The sequence below is a fragment of the Streptomyces sp. MMG1533 genome (genome assembly GCF_001279775.1).
GTDB lineage: Bacteria > Actinomycetota > Actinomycetes > Streptomycetales > Streptomycetaceae > Streptomyces.
The window spans coordinates 30,368-48,256 of record NZ_LGDG01000189.1; the positions used below are offsets into that span (position 1 = coordinate 30,368).

The 17,889-nt window shown below is 70.4% G+C and carries 15 protein-coding genes; 4 read left to right on the forward strand and 11 right to left on the reverse strand.

Features of this window, described 5'->3' with window-relative positions; translation table 11 throughout:
* Window positions 1-53: 53 nt before the first annotated feature.
* The 7 genes from ADK57_RS18955 to ADK57_RS18985 all read right to left on the reverse strand — a co-directional run bounded on the left by ADK57_RS18955 (window position 54) and on the right by ADK57_RS18985 (window position 8,335).
* Window positions 54-989: a slipin family protein gene (locus ADK57_RS18955; protein WP_053750657.1), complete on the reverse strand. Its 936-nt coding sequence runs from the start codon at window positions 987-989 to the stop codon at window positions 54-56.
* 154 nt (window positions 990-1,143) lie between these two features.
* Window positions 1,144-2,052, reverse strand: coding sequence for a S1 family peptidase (locus ADK57_RS18960; protein WP_053750658.1), 909 nt, complete (start codon window positions 2,050-2,052; stop codon window positions 1,144-1,146).
* Window positions 2,053-2,502: 450 nt separating this feature from the next.
* On the reverse strand, window positions 2,503-3,813 hold the full coding sequence (locus ADK57_RS18965; RefSeq protein WP_053750659.1) for an NtaA/DmoA family FMN-dependent monooxygenase: 1,311 nt from the start codon (window positions 3,811-3,813) through the stop codon (window positions 2,503-2,505).
* Complete coding sequence (locus ADK57_RS18970) at window positions 3,810-4,889, reverse strand: LLM class flavin-dependent oxidoreductase (RefSeq protein WP_053750660.1); 1,080 nt, start codon at window positions 4,887-4,889, stop codon at window positions 3,810-3,812. The genes ADK57_RS18965 and ADK57_RS18970 overlap by 4 nt, the downstream gene beginning before the upstream one ends.
* Before the next feature lie 35 nt (window positions 4,890-4,924).
* On the reverse strand, window positions 4,925-5,686 hold the full coding sequence (locus tag ADK57_RS18975) for an amino acid ABC transporter ATP-binding protein (RefSeq protein WP_053750661.1): 762 nt from the start codon (window positions 5,684-5,686) through the stop codon (window positions 4,925-4,927).
* Window positions 5,687-5,717: 31 nt separating this feature from the next.
* Window positions 5,718-7,475: an FAD/NAD(P)-binding protein gene (locus ADK57_RS18980; RefSeq protein ID WP_053750662.1), complete on the reverse strand. Its 1,758-nt coding sequence runs from the start codon at window positions 7,473-7,475 to the stop codon at window positions 5,718-5,720.
* Entirely contained in the window at window positions 7,472-8,335 is an 864-nt protein-coding gene (locus tag ADK57_RS18985; protein WP_053750663.1) for an amino acid ABC transporter permease, read from the reverse strand. Before ADK57_RS18985 ends, ADK57_RS18980 begins: the two co-directional genes overlap by 4 nt.
* A 386-nt stretch (window positions 8,336-8,721) precedes the next feature.
* Between ADK57_RS18985 and ADK57_RS18990 the strand changes: the two genes are divergently transcribed.
* Entirely contained in the window at window positions 8,722-9,663 is a 942-nt protein-coding gene (locus ADK57_RS18990; RefSeq protein WP_053750664.1) for an ABC transporter substrate-binding protein, read from the forward strand.
* Between the two features lie 9 nt (window positions 9,664-9,672).
* Here the strand turns inward: ADK57_RS18990 and ADK57_RS18995 are convergent, their stop codons facing one another.
* Entirely contained in the window at window positions 9,673-10,881 is a 1,209-nt protein-coding gene (locus ADK57_RS18995) for a DUF5685 family protein (RefSeq protein ID WP_199830619.1), read from the reverse strand.
* A gap of 300 nt (window positions 10,882-11,181) precedes the next feature.
* On the opposite strand from ADK57_RS18995, the gene ADK57_RS19000 reads away from it, so the two are divergent.
* Window positions 11,182-11,622 (forward strand): cell division protein SepF, encoded by a 441-nt coding sequence (locus ADK57_RS19000; protein ID WP_053750666.1) that lies wholly within the window; start codon window positions 11,182-11,184, stop codon window positions 11,620-11,622.
* A 39-nt stretch (window positions 11,623-11,661) separates the two neighbouring features.
* On the opposite strand, the gene ADK57_RS19005 is transcribed toward ADK57_RS19000, so the two are convergent.
* Window positions 11,662-12,834: an acyl-CoA dehydrogenase family protein gene (locus ADK57_RS19005; protein ID WP_053750667.1), complete on the reverse strand. Its 1,173-nt coding sequence runs from the start codon at window positions 12,832-12,834 to the stop codon at window positions 11,662-11,664.
* A 230-nt stretch (window positions 12,835-13,064) separates the two neighbouring features.
* A complete protein-coding gene (locus ADK57_RS19010; RefSeq protein ID WP_053750668.1) occupies window positions 13,065-14,669 on the reverse strand; it encodes an MFS transporter in 1,605 nt (534 codons plus the stop codon).
* Between the two features lie 260 nt (window positions 14,670-14,929).
* On the opposite strand from ADK57_RS19010, the gene ADK57_RS19015 reads away from it, so the two are divergent.
* Both ADK57_RS19015 and ADK57_RS19020 read left to right on the forward strand, forming a co-directional pair.
* Window positions 14,930-16,114 carry a mannosyltransferase family protein gene (locus ADK57_RS19015; RefSeq protein WP_053750669.1) on the forward strand — a complete coding sequence of 395 codons (1,185 nt, stop codon included), beginning with the start codon at window positions 14,930-14,932 and terminating at the stop codon, window positions 16,112-16,114.
* A gap of 238 nt (window positions 16,115-16,352) precedes the next feature.
* Window positions 16,353-17,360, forward strand: coding sequence for a phosphatase PAP2 family protein (locus ADK57_RS19020; RefSeq protein ID WP_053750670.1), 1,008 nt, complete (start codon window positions 16,353-16,355; stop codon window positions 17,358-17,360).
* Between the two features lie 134 nt (window positions 17,361-17,494).
* Here ADK57_RS19020 and ADK57_RS19025 read toward each other — a convergent pair whose 3' ends face one another.
* Entirely contained in the window at window positions 17,495-17,710 is a 216-nt protein-coding gene (locus ADK57_RS19025; RefSeq protein ID WP_053750671.1) for an I78 family peptidase inhibitor, read from the reverse strand.
* Between the last annotated feature and the right edge of the window lie 179 nt (window positions 17,711-17,889).

Genomic DNA, 17,889 nt, shown 5'->3' on the forward strand with positions numbered 1-17,889 from the left:
GCCCTTCACGCTGCAAACACTACGTGCGAGTAACCTTCATCAGCCCGTGAGGTCTAGTCCTGTCTTGAAATCGACCCTTGCGCATCGGAGTTCGGCCGGGGCTCGACGGACGAGAGTTGCTCCTGCACCGGTTGCTGCACCACGGGTTGCACCGGTTGCTGCACCACGGGTTGCACCGGTTCCGGTTGCTGCGCCACGGGTTGCACGGGTTGCTGCGCCACGGGAGGCCCTTGCTGCGCCCTCTCCAGGAACCGCAGCAGCTCCACCGGGAACGGCAGCACCAGCGTCGAGTTCTTCTCGGCGGCGACCGCCACCACCGTCTGCAGCAGCCGCAGTTGCAGCGCTGCGGGCTGCTCGGACATCTCCTTGGCGGCCTCGGCGAGCTTCTTCGACGCCTGCAGTTCCGCGTCGGCGTTGATGACCCGGGCCCGCCGCTCACGGTCGGCCTCCGCCTGGCGGGCCATGGACCGCTTCATGGTCTCCGGCAGCGAAACGTCCTTGATCTCGACCCGGTCGATGGTGACGCCCCACTCCACGGCAGGGCTGTCGATCATCAACTCCAGCCCCTCGTTGAGCTTTTCGCGGTTGGAGAGCAGGTCGTCCAGCTCGCTCTTGCCGATGATGGACCTCAGCGAGGTCTGCGCCATCTGGGCGACCGCGAACCGGTAGTCCTCCACCCGGACGACCGCCTCGGCCGGCGCGGTCACCTTGAAGTAGACGACGGCGTCGACCCGCACCGTGACGTTGTCCCGGGTGATGCCCTCCTGCCCGGGCACCGGCATCGTCACGATCTGCATGTTGACCTTCCGGAGCTTGTCGATGCCCGGAAGGATCATGGTGAAGCCCGGTTCGCGCACCTCCGGCCGGAGCTTGCCGAGCCGGAAGACCACACCCCGTTCGTACTGTTTGACGACCCGTGCCGCCGCCATCACGTACACCGCTCCGGCGGACGCGAGCGTCACTCCCGCCGCCACCAGCTCCTCGACCATCACGGCCCCCAGGGTCCGACGTGACCGCCTGTGTGTTGACGGTAACCCCGGTACGCGAACAAGGGCGAGCCCCCGCACGACAGTTGCGTGCGGGGGCTCGCCTGCTGCTGGCTGCAGATGTTGCCGGTGTTCCTGGGGCCGGACGGTCCAGGTACTAGAAGACGCTCACGCCATAGGCGTTCAGGGCCTCCACGACCGGCTGGAAGAACGTCGTACCGCCGGAGGTGCAGTTGCCGCTGCCGCCGGAGGTGAGACCGTAGGCGACGCCGTTGGTGCCGTACAGCGAACCGCCGGAGTCGCCGGGCTCGGCGCAGACCGTGGTCTGGATCATGCCGTAGACGATGTCGCCGCCGCCGTAGTTGACGGTCGCGTTGAGGGCGGTGACCCGGCCGCTGTGGATGCCGGTGGTCGAGCCGTCACGGGTGACCGTGGTGCCGACACTCGGGGTGGCCGCACTCGTGATGTCCGTGTTGCCTGCGGTGCCCGACTTGGTGACCGACGTGTTGGTGTACCGGACGATGCCGTAGTCGTTCGTCGGGAAGCTGGAGCCCGAGGTGGTGCCGAGCGTCGTGGTGTGGCCCGAGTTGGACCACCAGGTGCCCGCGCCGTCGGTGCAGTGACCGGCGGTCAGGAAGTAGTAGTTGCCCGAGCTGTCACGGACGTTGAAGCCGAGGGAACAGCGCCAGCTACTCGCATAGATGGCGTCGCCGCCTGCGATGTACTTCTGGAACTTGCCCGCCGTGCGCTTGATCGTGAGCGCGTCGGCGTTGCTGCCGGCCTGCTCCTTGATCTCCGCGATCTCGGCCTGGGAGACCGTGCTGTCGACGGTGACGACGACACGGTTGGTCTTGCTGTCGACGGCCCAGGCGGTGCCCGGGACGTCGGCCTTGAGCACCGAACTGCTGGCGCTCTTGAGGGCGGTGGCGCTGAAAGTGGTGGGGGCGTCGGACGCGTTCGCGCTGGGGACCGCGATCGCGGCGGCAGCGGCGAGGCCGGCGGTTACGGCGATCAGCCGGGTCCGTCTCGTAATGCCGCTGCGGGGGGTGGTGCGCTTGATCCTCACTTTTCGTTCCTCCACATGGGAAGTCGGGGGCCCTCGTGGGGTCGGGCCCGTGAGGCGCAGCCAGAGGTGCCGGGTGCCCGGATTCCGAACACGCCGTGCCCCTGACAAGCGCTGTGGGGGAGTATTCGGCCGAACGGACGGTAGGCGCAAGGGCGCCTTTCGGCCGTCAAGCTTTAAACGATCTTTATGGTCTACGCGAGATGACCGCTTCTCAGAGCAGGTTGAGGCCGACCGTCGTGAACCGCGTGCGGCGTCCCGGCACCGGCCAACGCGATCGTGGGTGAGACCGCGCCCGCCGACGGCCGTGAGGACGGCCGCGTCCCCCTCGGCGGCCCCTGACCCGGCGATGTCCGGATGTCGCCCGTCCGGAGGGTCGTAGGACCTGGCGCCCTCTCGACGCGGTGTTCGTGGCACCGCTTCCACGCGCCGGATGCGGCCGTCGTCGGGTGATCAGCCCTTCCACACCTGCTCGGACAGCCCGAGGTGTGAGCGCAGGGTGGCGCCCTCGTATGCCGTACGGAACGCGCCGCGCTCCTGGAGCAGCGGCACCACCCGGTCCACGAACTCGTCGAGTCCGCCCGGAGTGAGGTGCGGGACGAGAATGAAGCCGTCGGCGGCGTCCCGCCGCACGAACGTCTCGAGTTCGGCCGCGACCGCCTCCGGAGTGCCGATGAACGACTGCCGGCCGCCGGCCTCGATCACGGTCTGCCGGATGGACAGTCCCTTCTCCTTCGACAGTGCCCGCCATTTCTCGGCGATCGCCACCGTGTCCCCGCGCCGGGTCCGACCCTGGGTGATGGCCGACTCCGGAACCGGGTCGATCTCGGGCAGCGGCCCGTCCGGGTCGTACGACGACAGGTCCACGCCCCAGATCTGCTCCAGCGTGAGAAGGGCGTTCTGCGGGGACACCTGCTGCCGCCGGATTCCGGCCGCCCGCTCCTGCGCCTCGGCCGCGGTGTCGCCGAGGACGACGGTGACGCCGGGCATGATCTTCAGGTCGTCGGGCGTACGGCCGTACTTCTCCAGGCGCTTCTTGACGTCGGCGTAGAAGGCACGTCCGGCCTCCAGGGTCCCGTGCCGCGTGAAGATCACGTCGGCCGTGGCAGCGGCGAACTCCCGCCCCTCTTCCGAGTCCCCCGCCTGGATGACGACCGGGTGCCCCTGCGGCGAGCGCGGGACGCCGAACTCGCCCGCGATGTCGAAGTGCCGGCCCCGGTGCGCGAAGGGCCGGGAGACTCCGTCCGGGGTCCAGGAGTCCCACAACTCCCATGCGGTGGCGACGAACTCGGCAGCCCGGGTATAGCGGTCGGCCCGGTCGAGGTAGCCCCCGCGCCGGAAGTTCTCGCCGGTGAAGGCGTCGGAGGAGGTCACCACGTTCCAGGCGGCCCGCCCGCCGCTGAGGTGGTCCAACGTGGCCAGCCTGCGGGCGAGTTCGCACGGTTCGTTGAAGGTGGCGTTGACCGTGGCGGCGAGTCCGAGCCGGTCGGTCACGCCGGCGAGGGCGTTGAGCACGGTGAGCGACTCGGGACGCCCGACGACATCCAAGTCGTGTATACGGCCCTTGTGTTCACGCAGCCGCAGCCCTTCGGCGAGAAAGAAGAAGTCGAACAGGCCGCGTTCCGCGGTGCGCGCGAGGTGCTCGAAGGAGGAGAACTCGATCTGGGACCGGGAGCGGGGATCGGCCCAGACGGTGGTGTTGTTGACGCCGGGAAAGTGCGCGGCCAGATGGATCCGCTTCCTCGAAGAACTTCGTCCGGTCATGACGCTCCCCCTGCCACCGCGTACTGGTTGGCGGGCCGGGCGAGCCCGAGGTGCTCCCTGAGCGTGCTGCCCGGGTAGAACGTGCGGAACAGTCCCCGGTGTTGCAGCAACGCCACCGTGCCGTTGACGAGCCGCTCCAGGTCACGGCGGGGTTCGGCGGGCGTGAGGTGGAAGCCGTCGGCGACGCCGTCCGTGTACCAGGCGGTGATCAGCTCGGCGAGGTCGACGGGGCCGCCCCGGTAGAGCGGGCCCCGGGGGCTCTGCCGAGGGCCGCCCCCGCCGTGGCCCGGCTCGGCCGCGTACTCGCCGCCACCGAGGTCGACGACGAGACTCGCGAGGACCCGCAGGTCGTCGGGGTCCCGGCCGAACGCCGAGGCGGATGCCCGCAGTTGGTCCCGTACGGCAGCGAGCTGCGCGGGGCCCACTGCCCGTACGAGCGCCACGTCGGCGTACCGGGCGGCGGTCCGCCGGGTATGCCCCTCGGTGGCGTCGACCACGCGCACGGGGTGGCCCTGCGGGGGTCTCGGCACGATCGAGGGGCCCTTGACCGAGAAGGCGGAGCCGGTGAAGTCGACGTGGTGCAGTTTGTCCCGGTCGATGAAACGGCCGGTCGCCACGTCCCGTATCTCGGCGTCGTCCTCCCAGCTGTCCCACAACTTGGCGGCCACGTCGGCGACTTCGCCGGCCTCCTGCCACAGCGCGTCGGCCGGGGCCGCGTTCCGCCGGCCGAAGAGGCGGGCCTCGCCCTCGGTGGTCGACACGTCGAGCCGCCAGCCGGCCCGGCCGCGGCTGACCCAGTCGAGGGTCGCGACGGCCGCCTGGACGTGGAAGGGCTCGGTGTGCGTGGTCGTGACGGTGGGCACCAGGCCGACCCTGCTGGTGGCGGGCGCCACCCGGGACAGGACGGAGAGCGCGTCGGGGCCCGGGCGGGCGAAGGTGTCGTCCAGGGTCACGAAGTCGAGGCCGCCGCGTTCGGCGAGCCGCGCCGGTGCGACGTAGGAGTCGGCGTCGTACACCGTCTGCTGGTCGACGGCGGCGGCCAGGTGCAACAGGCGCCGGCCGTGCGATGAGGTCATGGTGGGGGAACCCTTTCTGCTCGGAACCGGTGGGCTCAGAGCACCTTGGAGAGAAAGGCGCGCGTGCGGTCGTGCCGTGGTCGGTCCAGGACGTCACCGGGCGCGCCCTGCTCGACGATCCGCCCGTCGTCCATGAACACCACCGTGTCGGCGACCTCGCGGGCGAACCCGATCTCGTGCGTGACGACGATCATCGTGGTGCCCTGGTGGGCCAGGTCCTTGATGACGTCGAGGACTTCACCGACCAGCTCGGGGTCGAGCGCGGAGGTCGGTTCGTCGAAGAGGAGGAGCCTGGGCTCCAGCGCGAGCGCCCGGGCGATGGCCACTCGCTGCTGCTGTCCGCCGGAGAGATGCCGGGGGTAGGCGTCGGCCTTCTCGGCGAGCCCCACCCGGTCGAGCAGTCGGCGCGCGGCCTCGACGGCGTCCTTGCGGGGCCGCTTCAGCGCGGACACCGGCGCTTCGACGATGTTGTCCAGCACGGTGAGGTGCGGGAAGAGGTTGAAGTTCTGGAAGACGAAGCCGATCCGCGTGCGCTGCCTCAGCACTTCGCGCTCGCGCAGCTCGTACAGCCTGTTGCCGGAGCGCCGGTAGCCGACCAGCGCCCCGTCCACGCTGATCGCGCCCCGGTCCACCTTCTCCAGGTGGTTGATGGTGCGCAGCAGCGTCGACTTGCCGGAGCCGGACGGGCCGAGGATCACGGTGACCTCGCCCGCGCGCACGGCGAGGTCGATGCCCTTGAGTACTTCCTGGGAGCCGAAGCTCTTGTGGACGGACCTGATGTCGACCATGACGGTCATCGCGGGGATCCTTCGGGTAGGCGTGGGTGTCTCATGCGGCCGCACGTCCCCAGAGCGCGGTCAGGAACGCCAGCGCGGCCCGGGCCGTCGCGTCGTTCTGCCGGAACGCGGGCCCGCCGGTACGCGGCCGGGTGAACGCGCCGGGGGTACGGCCGTCGGTGTGCGGACCGAGGGCGAAGCGCCGGGGATGCGGGCGGCCGGTCCGGTCGAGGATCCGCCCGTCGGCCGGGTCCACCCGGAGCAGCCCGTCCGGCGTCTCGGCCACCCCGTCGGCGTGCAGCTGACGCAGCAGCGGGTCGCGGGCCCGCGCGAGGGTCGGCTCGGGCAGCCGCGCCTCGACCAGCGCCCGGGCCTCGACGACGGAGTCCGGCACGGTGGCGCTCGACGCCCGGAACACCCCGCCCTCGGCGGTGACAGTCATGCCGGCGCCGAGGAACCGCACCACACCAGCGCGGGACAGGGCGAGCAGCTGCCGCAGCCGGGGTCCGGGCGGCCCGGAGGCCAGATAGCTGAAGAACCCGTGCCACCAGGGCCCGATGCCCCCGAGCCGGATCAACTGGCCGTAGACCGACAGCAGTCCGAGGAAAACCGCCAAGTCGTGGCTGTGCGAAGGATCATGACGGCGGCTCAGGTCAGCCTCGACATAACTGCGCACCCCCTTCTGGAGCTCTTCGTACGACCCGTACCGCACCCCCTCCAGCGGGCGGTCGAGCGCGGCGAGGTCGAGCCGGTCGGCGGGATCGGGCACGGCGGCGGCTACGAGAGCCGCCCGTCCGGCCGGGTCGTCGACGGCCGCGTACTTCTCCTCGAAGACGCTCCAGCCCACGGCGGTCCGCTCGGGGTGGACCGTGAACAGCCGGTGGTAGTGCGCGAAGCCCAGCTCCTTCTCCACCAACGGCCACACGTCCCGCCGGAAGTCGAAGCCCCCCGGCCGGGCGAGCAGCCCGTCCACTTCGGCGGGCCCGAAGAACCTGGGCAGCGGCGGCCGTTCGCCGGTCCAGGCGTAACCGATCTTCGAGTGGTACGGCACTCCGCGCCGCGAACCGACGTACAGCACCGGCTCCTTGCCCGAGGGCACGTACGTGTCCCCGACGTACCGCCCGCCCCGGCCCTCGGTGAGCAGCACCATCAGGTCGACGAAGGCGAGCCCGAAGCCGCGGACGAGGACGGGTTCGCCGGGCGCGAGCGGGGACAGGTCGCTGTCGGCGGTGAAGTCCGGCGGGAGGTGGACGAGGCCGTGCTCGCGGGCGTACGCCGTCAACTCGCCTTGCTCGTCGTCCGGTTCGGCGTCGAGGTGACCGAGTGCGAGCACGACGAGGTCGGCGAGGAGCGGCCGGGCCCGGCCCTCCAGCCACACCTGCTGGCGCCCCTCGGACGGCCCGCCGACCCGCAGGGCACGGCGTGGATGGTGGTGGACGACGACGCCCGGCGGCAGCGCGGCCACCGCCCGCTCGTGCACCCAGCTCAGATACGCGCCCTGCAGCCGCCGGTCCGCGAAGGTGCGGCCGTCGATGCCGGCCCACTCGTGCAGCGTGGGCCCGGGCCGCACCGGCCCGGCCATGTCGACCGTCCCGTCGGTGAACATGGTGACGTCCTCGGCGTGCGAGTTCATCCACAGCAGCGGCGACTGGGCCGGGCGCCAGATGCGTCCGGCGCCCGGCGGATGCGGGTCGACCAGGTGGATGTCGAGCCCCGGACCGGCGTACAGCTCGGGCGCGTTGGCGGCGATCCGCTCGATCAGACCGGTCCCCCGCGGCCCGGCGCCGACGATCACGAGCGAGGGCCTCATCGGGTGCTCCCCGAGCCCGAACCCCGCTCGTAGTGCCTCTCCACGTAGTACTGGCCGACGCTGAGCACCGAGGTGACGACGGTGTACCAGACCGTGGCCACCATCAGCAGCGGGATGACCTGGTAGGTGCGGTGGTAGACGAGCTGCACCGAGTAGAGCAGGTCCTGCACGGCGATGACGCTGACGATGGAGGTGCCCTTGAGGGTGCCGATCAGCATGTTCCCGGCGGGCGGCACGATGGAGCGCATCGCCTGCGGGAGCACGATCCGCCGCCGGCGGCGCCACCGGCTCAGACCGAGCGCCTGTGCGGCCTCGATCTGCCCGCGGTCCACGGAGAGGATGCCGCCGCGGACGACCTCGGCGGCGTACGCGGCCTCGTGCAGGGTGAGGCCGATGATCGCGACGGTGACCGGGCCCAGCAGGTCGACCGTCTTCACACCGAGGATCTGCGGGTACAGCGCCCCGATGTTGAACCACAGCAGCAGCTGAACCAGGATCGGGATCGACCGGAACAGCCAGACGTATCCCCAACTGATGCTTCTGAGAACGGGGTTGGCCGACAGCCGGAACGCGGCGAGCAGCGTGCCCAGCGCGAAGCCGAGCACCATCACGACCACGGTCAGCCACAGGGTGAGCCACAGGCCGCGCAGCACCGCGTCCGAGGTGAAGTGGTCGGCGACGACGTCCCACTGGAACGCCTTGTTGCGCAGAACGGAGTTGACGGCGAGCGCCAGCAGCACCAGTACGGCGACGGCGGCCGTCCACTGGCCGAACCGGCGCTGCGGGACGATCCGCAGGGAGTCCGCGTGCTCCGGGACGTCCGGTGCGGCGGGGGCTTTGGCGAGGGTGTCGGAGGACATGCGAAGGCTCCGTGGCATCGAGTCGGCAGAACTCGGGCGGGTGCCTTCACACGCTTGCGGCCGAGCCCCTCAGCAGGGCCGCCCTTCGAGACTACGGGTGCGTTTCCCCTCACTGTCAAGGCTGTCCGGACAGTGAGCCGTACGTCTCAAGTCGGTTGACGCCCAACCGGATGCCTGTTCCACTTGGCCCATGCATCCACAGCAGTGGCTGGTCAAGCGCTCCCACATCGACTTCGGTCGAGTGTGGTCCTCTTCCTGTTGAGCTGACCCACTGCGCGCCCTGAGCTGTTGATCCAGCGGGGCGCTTTCGCGTTCTCCCCCTTTCGCCTTCACACGCGCGCCTTCCCCTCCCCCTGCGCTTCCCGCTCCCAGGAGACCGCCACACCATGCGTACGCCCACGCGTGCCCGAAACAACCTATTCACCCCCTTCATCCTGATCACCGCAGCGACCCTGCTCCTCACCGCGTGCGGCTCGGGCGCGGACGACACCGTCAGCACCTCAGCCCAGTCCGACAAGATCCCGACCACGGACGTCGTCTCCGCCGTCAAGAAGGACGAGGCGGCCGCCGAGCTGCTGCCCTCAGGTGCCCGGAGCCTCACGATCGCCGTCAGCGTCTCCGGCCAGCCGCCCGGCACGTCGATCCTGGACGACGGGAAAACGCCGGCCGGCCAGGACGTCGACTTCGCGAACGCCGTCGCCAAGGTCCTCGGCATCAGACTCAGGACCGAGCAGGCGGGCTTCGAGGCGATCCTGCCGGCCCTCGACAGCGGCAAGTACGACCTCGGCGTCGGCAACTTCGGCGTGACCGACGAGCGCCGCAAGACCATCGACTTCGTCACCTACATCAACGACGGCCAGGGCTTCGCCACCCGCAAGGACAGCAAGCTGTCCAAGGTCACCGACCTGAAACAGCTGTGCGGTCTGAACATCGCGACCGGCGCGGGCACCACTTTCGAGGCCTCGCTGGAGGACAACAAGCACCTGTGCACCGACGGCGGCAAGAAGGCGTACAAGGTGCAGACCTACAACGAGCAGGGCGCGATCTGGTCCTCGCTACAGCAGGGCCGCAGCGACATCGTGATGTCCACGATCAACGGCCTGCGCTACGCGGTCGCCCACCAGGAGGGGGTGAAGTTCCTCAACGAGTTCCACCGCCTGGACGTCGGCTTCGCCTTCAAGAAGGGCACGAAGCTCGCCCCCGCCTTCCAGGCCGCGGTGAACAGGCTCATCGCGGACGGGACGTACGAAAAGATCCTCAAGAAGTGGGGCACGACGGGCTCGGCGATCACCAAGTCGGAGATCTCACCGCCTGAGCTCAAGGACTGACCGAGCGGCTCAGCAACTGCAGCCGCAGTCGCACCCGTCGCAGCCATCGCAGTCGCAGCCGTCGCCGCAGCAGTTCCCGCAGCAGTTCCCGCAGCAGTCGCAGCAGTTGCAACAGTCACCGCATCCGCTGCAGTCGGCGTTGGCGCACAGCCCTTCCCGGCGCTGCCGGCTCCACGGGTCGTCGAACTCCCCGCAGCACATCTGGCAGGTGCAGGCGAGCCCCATCCACACCGCGCACCCGGCGAGCAGCCCGCGCCGGTCGCGGTGGGGCGGCTCCGGGGGCAGCGGGGCTCCCGGACCGCCGGGCGGGGCGTACGGTCCGGACGGCATCGCTCCCGACGGCGCGGGCCCGTGCGCGCAGGAGGCGGTGCCGAAGGCCCGGTCAACGGAGGTGCGAAGCTCGTGCACGAGCAGCCGGTGTGCCAGCTTCGGGTCGGTGAGGTCGGCCTCCCGCAGCGCGAGCCGTATCCCGTGCACGGCGTCGTCGGCGAGCCGCCGGGCCTCCGTGAGGGGTGTCCCGGTCGCGGTGAGCGGGTTCCAGGCACCCGACGCGGCGTCAGCTTCCCTGTCCTCCACGGCGTCCAGGAGATGTGCGAGCCGCCCGAAGAGGCGCCCGGCCTCGGCGAGCGGTTCGGCGTTGCCCGGCCGTCCGGCCAGGACCGCGGTGTGGGCGAAGGCGGCGGCGGTGGCGGTCTCGGTCGGTTCGGTGACCGTGAGAAGGGGCGTTCCCGGCCCGGCGAGCGCCTCGATGCCGACCTGCCGGTCCACGGCGTCCACGAGCAGGGCGGTGTCGAACCCGACGTCCGAGCCGGTCTGCTCCCCGGCCCGGCCCCAACTCGCGGCAACCCGGCGCGCCGCGAGCGCCACCGGCTTGCGGGCCAGCAGCCCGTCCCCGTCGGCGACATGGTCGCGCACCTTGGCCGAGGCGAGCACCAGGGAGACGGCGGCCGCGAGCCGTGCCCCCTCACCGTGCGCGACGGAAGCGCTACGCATCCCGCGCAGCGGACAGGGTCCCGCCGTACGCCGCCCGCCATCGCCCTTCTCGGCCTGAGCCTCCGTCAGAACCGATATCAGCAAGCCGTCGTAGTTCGTCACGACCCTGGCGAACTGCCCGTGGTCCTTGCGCAGCGCGAGGCACAGCCCGCACAAATGCGCCATCCACTGGGTTTTGAGACTCTCTCCGAGCCGGTGACGGCAGGGCCTGACGATTCCGAACACGATGATCCCCCGTGGTGCGTGTGGCGTTGAACTGCGGTGAGCTGCGGCATCGTACCGACCGCCGCGTTCACCCGTACGCACCCCCCATCACCCATACGCCGTGAAGAATCATATTTCACTCACAGTCAGCAGCCGTTTGCGAAACGACCCTTGGGACACTTGGACTCTCGACGGATTCGCTGTGCACCAGTACCGTCACAAACCCCCCGCGCGGCGTCTATCCACTTGGCGCGACGTCCGCATCATGGATGACCATAGGGATGCGGAAAGCAAGAAAGACCGCTGTGAGAGGAGGCGTCCATGGGATCGGTACGCAAGGCAAGTGCCTGGCTTGGCCTCGTCGACGACAACGATGACGAGCGTTACTACGACGACGACTACTCCGAAGGGACCGAGCAGCCCGGGGATGCCTGGGTCACGGACCCGCGAGTAAAGGTGGCGTCCGACGTCGCCGAGGAGAAGGGCCGCCGGATCGGCACGGTCACCCCGGACAGCTTCCGGGACGCCCGTGCCATCGGCGAACTGTTCCGCGAAGGCGTCCCGGTCATCATGAACCTCACGGCCATGGAGGCCGCCGACGCCAAGCGCGTCGTCGACTTCGCGGCCGGGCTGATCTTCGGCCTGCGCGGTTCGATCGAGCGCGTGTCCACCCGGGTGTTCCTGCTGACCCCCTCCAACACGGAGATCGTGAACGGCGACCCGGCCGCGCACCGCACGGACGGCTTCTTCAACCAGAGCTGAGGCAGGGCCGCTCACCGGCCCTGCCGCTGCTCGGGGGAATCAGCGGAAGGCGTCGAGCCCGGTGAGCGCCTTGCCCAGCACGAGCTGGTGCATCTCGACGGTGCCCTCGTAGGTGAGCACCGACTCGAGGTTCGTCGCGTGCCGCATCACGGGGTATTCGAGCGAGATCCCGTTGGCACCGAGGATGGTCCGGGCCGTACGGCAGATGTCGATGGCCTCGCGGACGTTGTTGAGCTTGCCGAAGCTGACCTGCTCGGGACGCAGGCGGCCGGCGTCCATGCGCCGCCCGAGGTGATGGGCGAGCAGAATCCCCTTGTGCAGCTCGACCGCCATGTCGGCGAGCTTGGCCTGGGTCAGCTGGAACCCGCCGATCGGCCGCCCGAACTGCTCCCGCGTCTTCGCGTAGTCGACCGCGGCCTCGAAGCAGGTGCGGGCCGCGCCCATGGCCCCCCAGACGATGCCGTAACGGGCGTGGGACAGACAGCTGAGCGGACCCTTGAGCCCTGCCACCTCCGGCAGCACGGCATCGGCGGGCAGCCGTACGTCGTCGAGCACGAGCTCGCTGGTGACGGAGGCGCGCAGCGACCACTTGTGCTTGATCTCCGGGGCGGAGAACCCGGGACTGCCGGTCGGGACGACGAACCCCCGGATTCCGTCCTCGGTCTGCGCCCACACCACGGCCACCCCGGCGACGGACCCGTTGGTGATCCACATCTTCCGGCCGTTGAGCACCCAGTCGCCACCGTCGCGCTTGGCGTACGTCCGCATGGAGGCGGGGTCGGACCCGTGGTCCGGCTCGGTCAGCCCGAAGCACCCGATGACGTCACCGGCGGCCATGCGCGGGAGCCAGCTCTGCTTCTGCTCTTCGCTCCCGAACCGATGAATGGCATACATGGCAAGGGACCCCTGCACCGACACCAGCGACCGGATCCCGGAATCGGCGGCCTCCAGCTCCAGACAGGCCAGCCCGTACTGCACGGCGCTCGCACCGGCACACCCGTACCCCTCGAGCGACATTCCGAGCGCCCCGATTCCGCCGAGTTCCCGGGCGAGCTCCCGGATCCCGGGCAACTCCCCGCTCTCGTACCACTCGGCGACATACGGCAACACCCGGTCACCGGCCCACGCCCGCACGGTTTCCCTGACGGCGAGGTCCTCCGGCTCCAGCAGGTCGTCGATACCGAGGGGGTCGGCGGGGTCGAACGAAGCCATGAGCACGTCCTCTCAAAACTAGCACCGCTAGTTACGATTCCGAGGCTGACGTTACGACGCACTGTCCCGCACGTCCAGGCGCTCTCCCACCCACACACCGCCCGCGACGACGGCGCCGGCCCGCCGTACCGACCGGAGACCCACAGCCGCCGACGGCGGTCCACCCCCACCGGAGAGCTCACCTCTCGACCGGCAGTCACGGGCGGTGCGTGGGTGGGAGACGTCCTGCGTCAGGCGGAGACGCGGGACTCCGCGACCTCCCGAGGCGCAGGTACCTCCACAGCCCCGGCCTCGACCTCCCCGCACTGCATCACCCGCGGCAACCTCAATGCCATCACCGCCCCCAGCAGCAACAACCCCGCACTCACCAGCAACGTCACATGCAGCCCGTGCACGAAACAGTCGCGAGCCGTCCGACGCAGGGCCACCCCGGCCGACCCCCCGAGCCGCCCGGCCACCTCGTACGCCTCGCCCAGCGAATGCCCCGCCGACGCCGAAGCCGACGCCGGAACACCCGGCACGGACGACACCCCGGGCGCGTACGCCGCGTTCATCACACTGCCGAGCAGCGCGATACCTATGCCGGCACCCAGCTGGTACGAGGTCTCCCCGATCGCCGCCGCCCCACCCGCCTGCTCCGGCGGAGCCTCGCTCAGCATCGACTCGTACGCCCCGAACAGCGTCGTCTCCAGGCCGAAGCCCAGCAGCACGAACCCGAACAGCATCAGGCCCGTGTTGTCCTCGCCGCCCATCGCCGTCAGCAGCACAACAGCCACCGCCGTCAGACAGAAACCGCAGCTCACCATCCGCCGCGGCCCGAACCGCCGTAGCATCCGGGCACCCGCCAGCCCCGCCGCCATGGCGGCGATGGTCAGCGGCAGCAGCCGTAGACCCGTCTCCAGCGGGGACAGCCCCAGCACCAGCTGCAGATACTGCGCCGCGATCAGCTCGAGGCCGACCAGCGCGAGCATCGCCAGCACGATGCAGCCCACCGACGTGCTGAACGCGGGCCGCGCGAACATCCGCAGGTCCACCAGCGGATGCGCCCGGCGCCGCTGACGCCGTACGAAAAGAACGATCAGTCCGGCTCCCACCACCAGCGGCACCACCGTGAACGGGCCCAGCTCCCCGCCCCCGAGCCGCTTCACACCCAGCACCAGGCAGAACAGTCCGGCCGCGGCCGTCAGCGCGCCGACCACGTCCCAGGGCCCGCGCCCGTCGCCCTTCGACTCGGGCAGCAGCAACCGCCCGATCGGCAGACTGACCAGCATCAACGGGATGTTGACGAGGAACACGGAGCCCCACCAGAAGTGCTCCAGGAGGAAGCCGCCGAGCAGCGGACCGACCGCCGCGCCGACCGCCGCCACCGCACTCCAGATGCCGATGGCGAGCGCCCGCTCCTGCCGGTCCGGGAAGACCTGGCGGAGGATCGACAGCGTCGCGGGCATGATCATCGCGCCGCCGACGCCGAGCAGCGCCCGCGCCACGATCAGCACCTGCGCGGTGTCGGCGAGGGCGGCCATGGCCGAGGCGACGCCGAAAAGTCCGTATCCCAGCAACAGAACCCGCCTGCGGCCGACACGGTCGCCGAGCGTGCCGAAGAGGATCAGCAGCGAGGCGCAGACGAGCGGGTAGACGTCGACGATCCAGAGCAGCTCTATCGCGCCGGGCTTGAGGTCCTCGGTGACGGCGGGGACCGCCACGTGCAGCACGGTCGCGTCGAGGGCGACCAGGAGCAGGCTGGCACAGAGGACGACGAGGACGACCCAGCGGTTGGCACCGGCCCCGGCCGCCCGACGGCGCAGCACAGCGGCGGCCGTGGTCGTCCCGGACATGTACGTACCTCCCAGATGTTCCCTCGCATTCGGCGGGCTCACGGGGTGGGGGCTCCCCGTGACTCGGCCGGAGAGGAGCGGTGGTCTCCGGCCCGCGCAACGATGGCGAGTGACACGTCAGCGTACGCGAGTCCGCGCCGGTACCAAGTGGCGGACCTCTCAGAGGTTGCACGGAAAGCGTGTGGCGTACACCACTTTCCCTGCCTGCGACCACGCCCCGGCCGGCCGCCCGGTTCCGTGCGCCGTCGATAATCGAGCCCGTGACCGATCTTGGAACGCGCGCGGCTCCGCCCGGCACCCCGAGCCTGCGCCGGGCGGCCCCGGCCCTCCTCGGGTACGCGGCCGTACGCGGCCTGGGGCTGCTCGCGCTGGCCCTGTGGAGCGCGGCGCGCGACAAGAGCGCGTACACGCTGCTGACGGCCCGCTGGGACGCCCTCTGGTACACGAGGGTCGCCGAGCTGGGGTACGGCTACGAGGTGCGCCTGCCGAACGGCGACGTGCACTCGAACCTCGCGTTCTTCCCGCTGCTGCCGTGGCTGGAACGGCTGCTCGCCGCGGCGACCCCGCTGTCGTACGCCGACGCGGGCTTCGTCGTCGCCCTGCTCGCCTCGGTTGCGGCGGCCTGGGGGATCTTCGCGGTGACCGATCACGTCCACGGCCGCCGGGCGGGCGTCTGCGCGGTGCTGCTGTGGGCCGTCCTCCCCGTCGGGGTCGTGCAGTCGATGGCGTACAGCGAGTCACTGTTCACGGCCCTGGCCGCCTGGTCGCTGTACGCGGTCGTGACCGGCCGCTGGGTGACGGCCGGCACCCTGGCCCTGCTGGCGGGCCTGACCCGCCCGGTGGGCCTCGCCGTCGTCGCGGCGGTGTGGGCGGCGGCCATTGCCTCGTTCGTGCGGGACCGAAGCCCGGCGCGACCGGACGGCGCACCCGCCGAAGAACGCGCTCCCGGCGCCCGCCGCGCCCTCGGCATGCTCCTCGCCCCCCTCGGCGCCGCCGGCTACGTCCTGTGGGTCGGCCATCACACCGGCAAGGGCCCGCTCGGCTACCTCGACGTCCAGGCCGGCTGGCGCAACGGCTTCGACGGCGGCCAGGCCTTCGCCCGCTTCGTCGCCGACAAGTTCACGTCGTTTCCGTCGGCCCTGGCGGGCGTGGGACTGATCGTCGGGGTCGGACTGGTCGTCTGGCTGTACGTCGTCTGTGTGCGGCAGCGCCAACCGCTCCCGCTCCTGGTGTACGCGGGTGTCGTCACCGCCCTCGCCCTGTGCGCGTCGAGCTACTTCGGCTCGAAACCCCGCCTGCTGATGCCGGCCTTCCCCCTGCTGCTGCCGCTCGCCCTGGCGTCGGCCCGGCTGCGTGCGCCCAGGTCAGCCCTGGTGCTCGGCACGGTCGCCGTGGTGTCGGCCCTGTACGGGGCGTTCTGGCTGAACGGCTCCGGTCCGCCGTGATCGGCTCCGGGCCGTGATGAGCGCCCGGATAATTCCACCCCATGATTCGGTGAACGAATTCATAAGCGGGATAAAACCGCAACCCCAGAACGATCAAAGGAATTGAAGGACACCGGCTGCCGACATTACGGAATCGTTGGAAATAAACCTCCCTCTGAGAGGAATCCCACATCACATCGTCATCACAAAGCCGTGGAATCGCCCGGGAACAGAGCTCACTCGCTGTAACGTCGATTGAGTGCGTACCGAACTAAACCTCACCCGTCTGGACCGGGTGTTCGCGAGGCTGGACCGGGAGCCGGAGCGGCCGGCCCACATCGACGTGCCGAAGATGAGCCGTCACCGGGTCGCGCTGCTCGCCGGAACCCTGGCCTTCTACCTGGCGATCGTGTGGCTCGTCGTGATCACCTCCTGGCTGGTCCGTCTCGACTGGCAGGTCATGTTCTTCCGCCCCTACCAGCAGTGGGCCGGGATCCACTGGTTCGTCGACTACTACGTGGTGCTCGGCCAGCGCGGCCCGACCGCGGTGATGGTCGCGGCCTGGCTGGGCTGGCGTTCCTGGCGGCAGCACACGCTGCGCCCGCTGCTGACCCTGGGCGCCTCGCTGCTGCTGCTGAACATCACGGTCGGCGCCGCCAAGATCGGCATGGGCAGACTCGGGCCGCACTACGCGACCGCGATCGGCTCGAACGAGATGGGCCTGGGCGGCGATATATTTCCCAGCGGCCACACCGCCAATGCCGTGGTGACCTGGGGAATCCTGGCTTATCTGGCCTCCACCCCGAGGGCCCGCCGCTGGCTGTCCGCCGTGTCCGCGGTGACCTCGCTCGGCGTCGGCATGGCCACGGTCTACCTCGGTACGCACTGGCTGAGCGACGTGCTCCTCGGCTGGGTCGCAGGCCTGCTGGTCCTGCTGGCGCTGCCGTGGTTCGAGCCGCTGATCGCCCGTGCCGAGGTCGGGATCTTCGACCTGCGCGACCGCTGGCGCGCCCGCGACGGCATGACGGCACCGGCGCCCCTGTCGCCCGTCGAGACCCCCGTGCGGCTCAAGCCTCGCCCGGCCTCCCAGAACGAGACCGCGGCCCGCGCCGCGGCGCCCCGCGCGCCCGTCTACCTGGCACCGGGCCCGCACACGGCCCGCTCGGAACGCACACCGGTCACCCCGGTCGGCAGCCGCCGGCCGCCCCAGACGGACCGCATCGTGCGTGGTACGACCTCGACGGCCCGTCCCCTGACAGGCGGCTGACCCGACGCGGTGCGGGGCCGGTACGCACCGTCCCACCCCGCACGGACCATCCCAGCCCGCACGGCGACGGCCCCGGCTCCTTCCGAGGAGCCGGGGCCGTCGCCGTCGTCGTTGATTCAGCCCTTCCAGCCCGTTCAGCCCTTCCAGGCCCGGGCCACCCGCCCGTCCTTCACCTCGAAGTTGAGCCGACCCACGCGGTACTCCATGGTGATGATCGCCCCCGGCGGCAGCGAGCGCACCGTCGACCACCCCCGCTCACGCGCGAGCCGTTCGGCCCCGTCGGCGTCCAGGCCGACATAGGCGTCCGGGCTGTCCTGGGGTTCAGCGGGAGGAGTCGGAATGGGTGCCATACGGCCACGCTAGGCCCTGTCCGACGGCCGGGGAAGTCCGGGACCCGCACCCAGCGTCACACGTCCCTCTCCTGTCACGCTTCTGTCACAGAATCACGACACCCGTATCGCCCGTCGCGACATAGCCGCTGCCGCACCGGGCCGTCACACGTACGAGCGGTTTTCTAGCCCTTCCGCAG

Bases quoted from the DNA above. Each gene is read 5' to 3' on its own strand.
- ADK57_RS18975 (WP_053750661.1), bottom strand. From the start codon at position 5,686: ATGACCGTCATGGTCGACATCAGGTCCGTCCACAAGAGCTTCGGCTCC.
- ADK57_RS19000 (WP_053750666.1), top strand. From the start codon at position 11,182: ATGGGATCGGTACGCAAGGCAAGTGCCTGGCTTGGCCTCGTCGACGAC.
- ADK57_RS19010 (WP_053750668.1), bottom strand. From the start codon at position 14,669: ATGTCCGGGACGACCACGGCCGCCGCTGTGCTGCGCCGTCGGGCGGCC.
- ADK57_RS18970 (WP_053750660.1), bottom strand. From the start codon at position 4,889: ATGACCTCATCGCACGGCCGGCGCCTGTTGCACCTGGCCGCCGCCGTC.
- ADK57_RS18990 (WP_053750664.1), top strand. From the start codon at position 8,722: ATGCGTACGCCCACGCGTGCCCGAAACAACCTATTCACCCCCTTCATC.
- ADK57_RS18980 (WP_053750662.1), bottom strand. From the start codon at position 7,475: ATGAGGCCCTCGCTCGTGATCGTCGGCGCCGGGCCGCGGGGGACCGGT.
- ADK57_RS18985 (WP_053750663.1), bottom strand. From the start codon at position 8,335: ATGTCCTCCGACACCCTCGCCAAAGCCCCCGCCGCACCGGACGTCCCG.
- ADK57_RS18965 (WP_053750659.1), bottom strand. From the start codon at position 3,813: ATGACCGGACGAAGTTCTTCGAGGAAGCGGATCCATCTGGCCGCGCAC.
- ADK57_RS18955 (WP_053750657.1), bottom strand. From the start codon at position 989: ATGGTCGAGGAGCTGGTGGCGGCGGGAGTGACGCTCGCGTCCGCCGGA.
- ADK57_RS19005 (WP_053750667.1), bottom strand. From the start codon at position 12,834: ATGGCTTCGTTCGACCCCGCCGACCCCCTCGGTATCGACGACCTGCTG.
- ADK57_RS19025 (WP_053750671.1), bottom strand. From the start codon at position 17,710: ATGGCACCCATTCCGACTCCTCCCGCTGAACCCCAGGACAGCCCGGAC.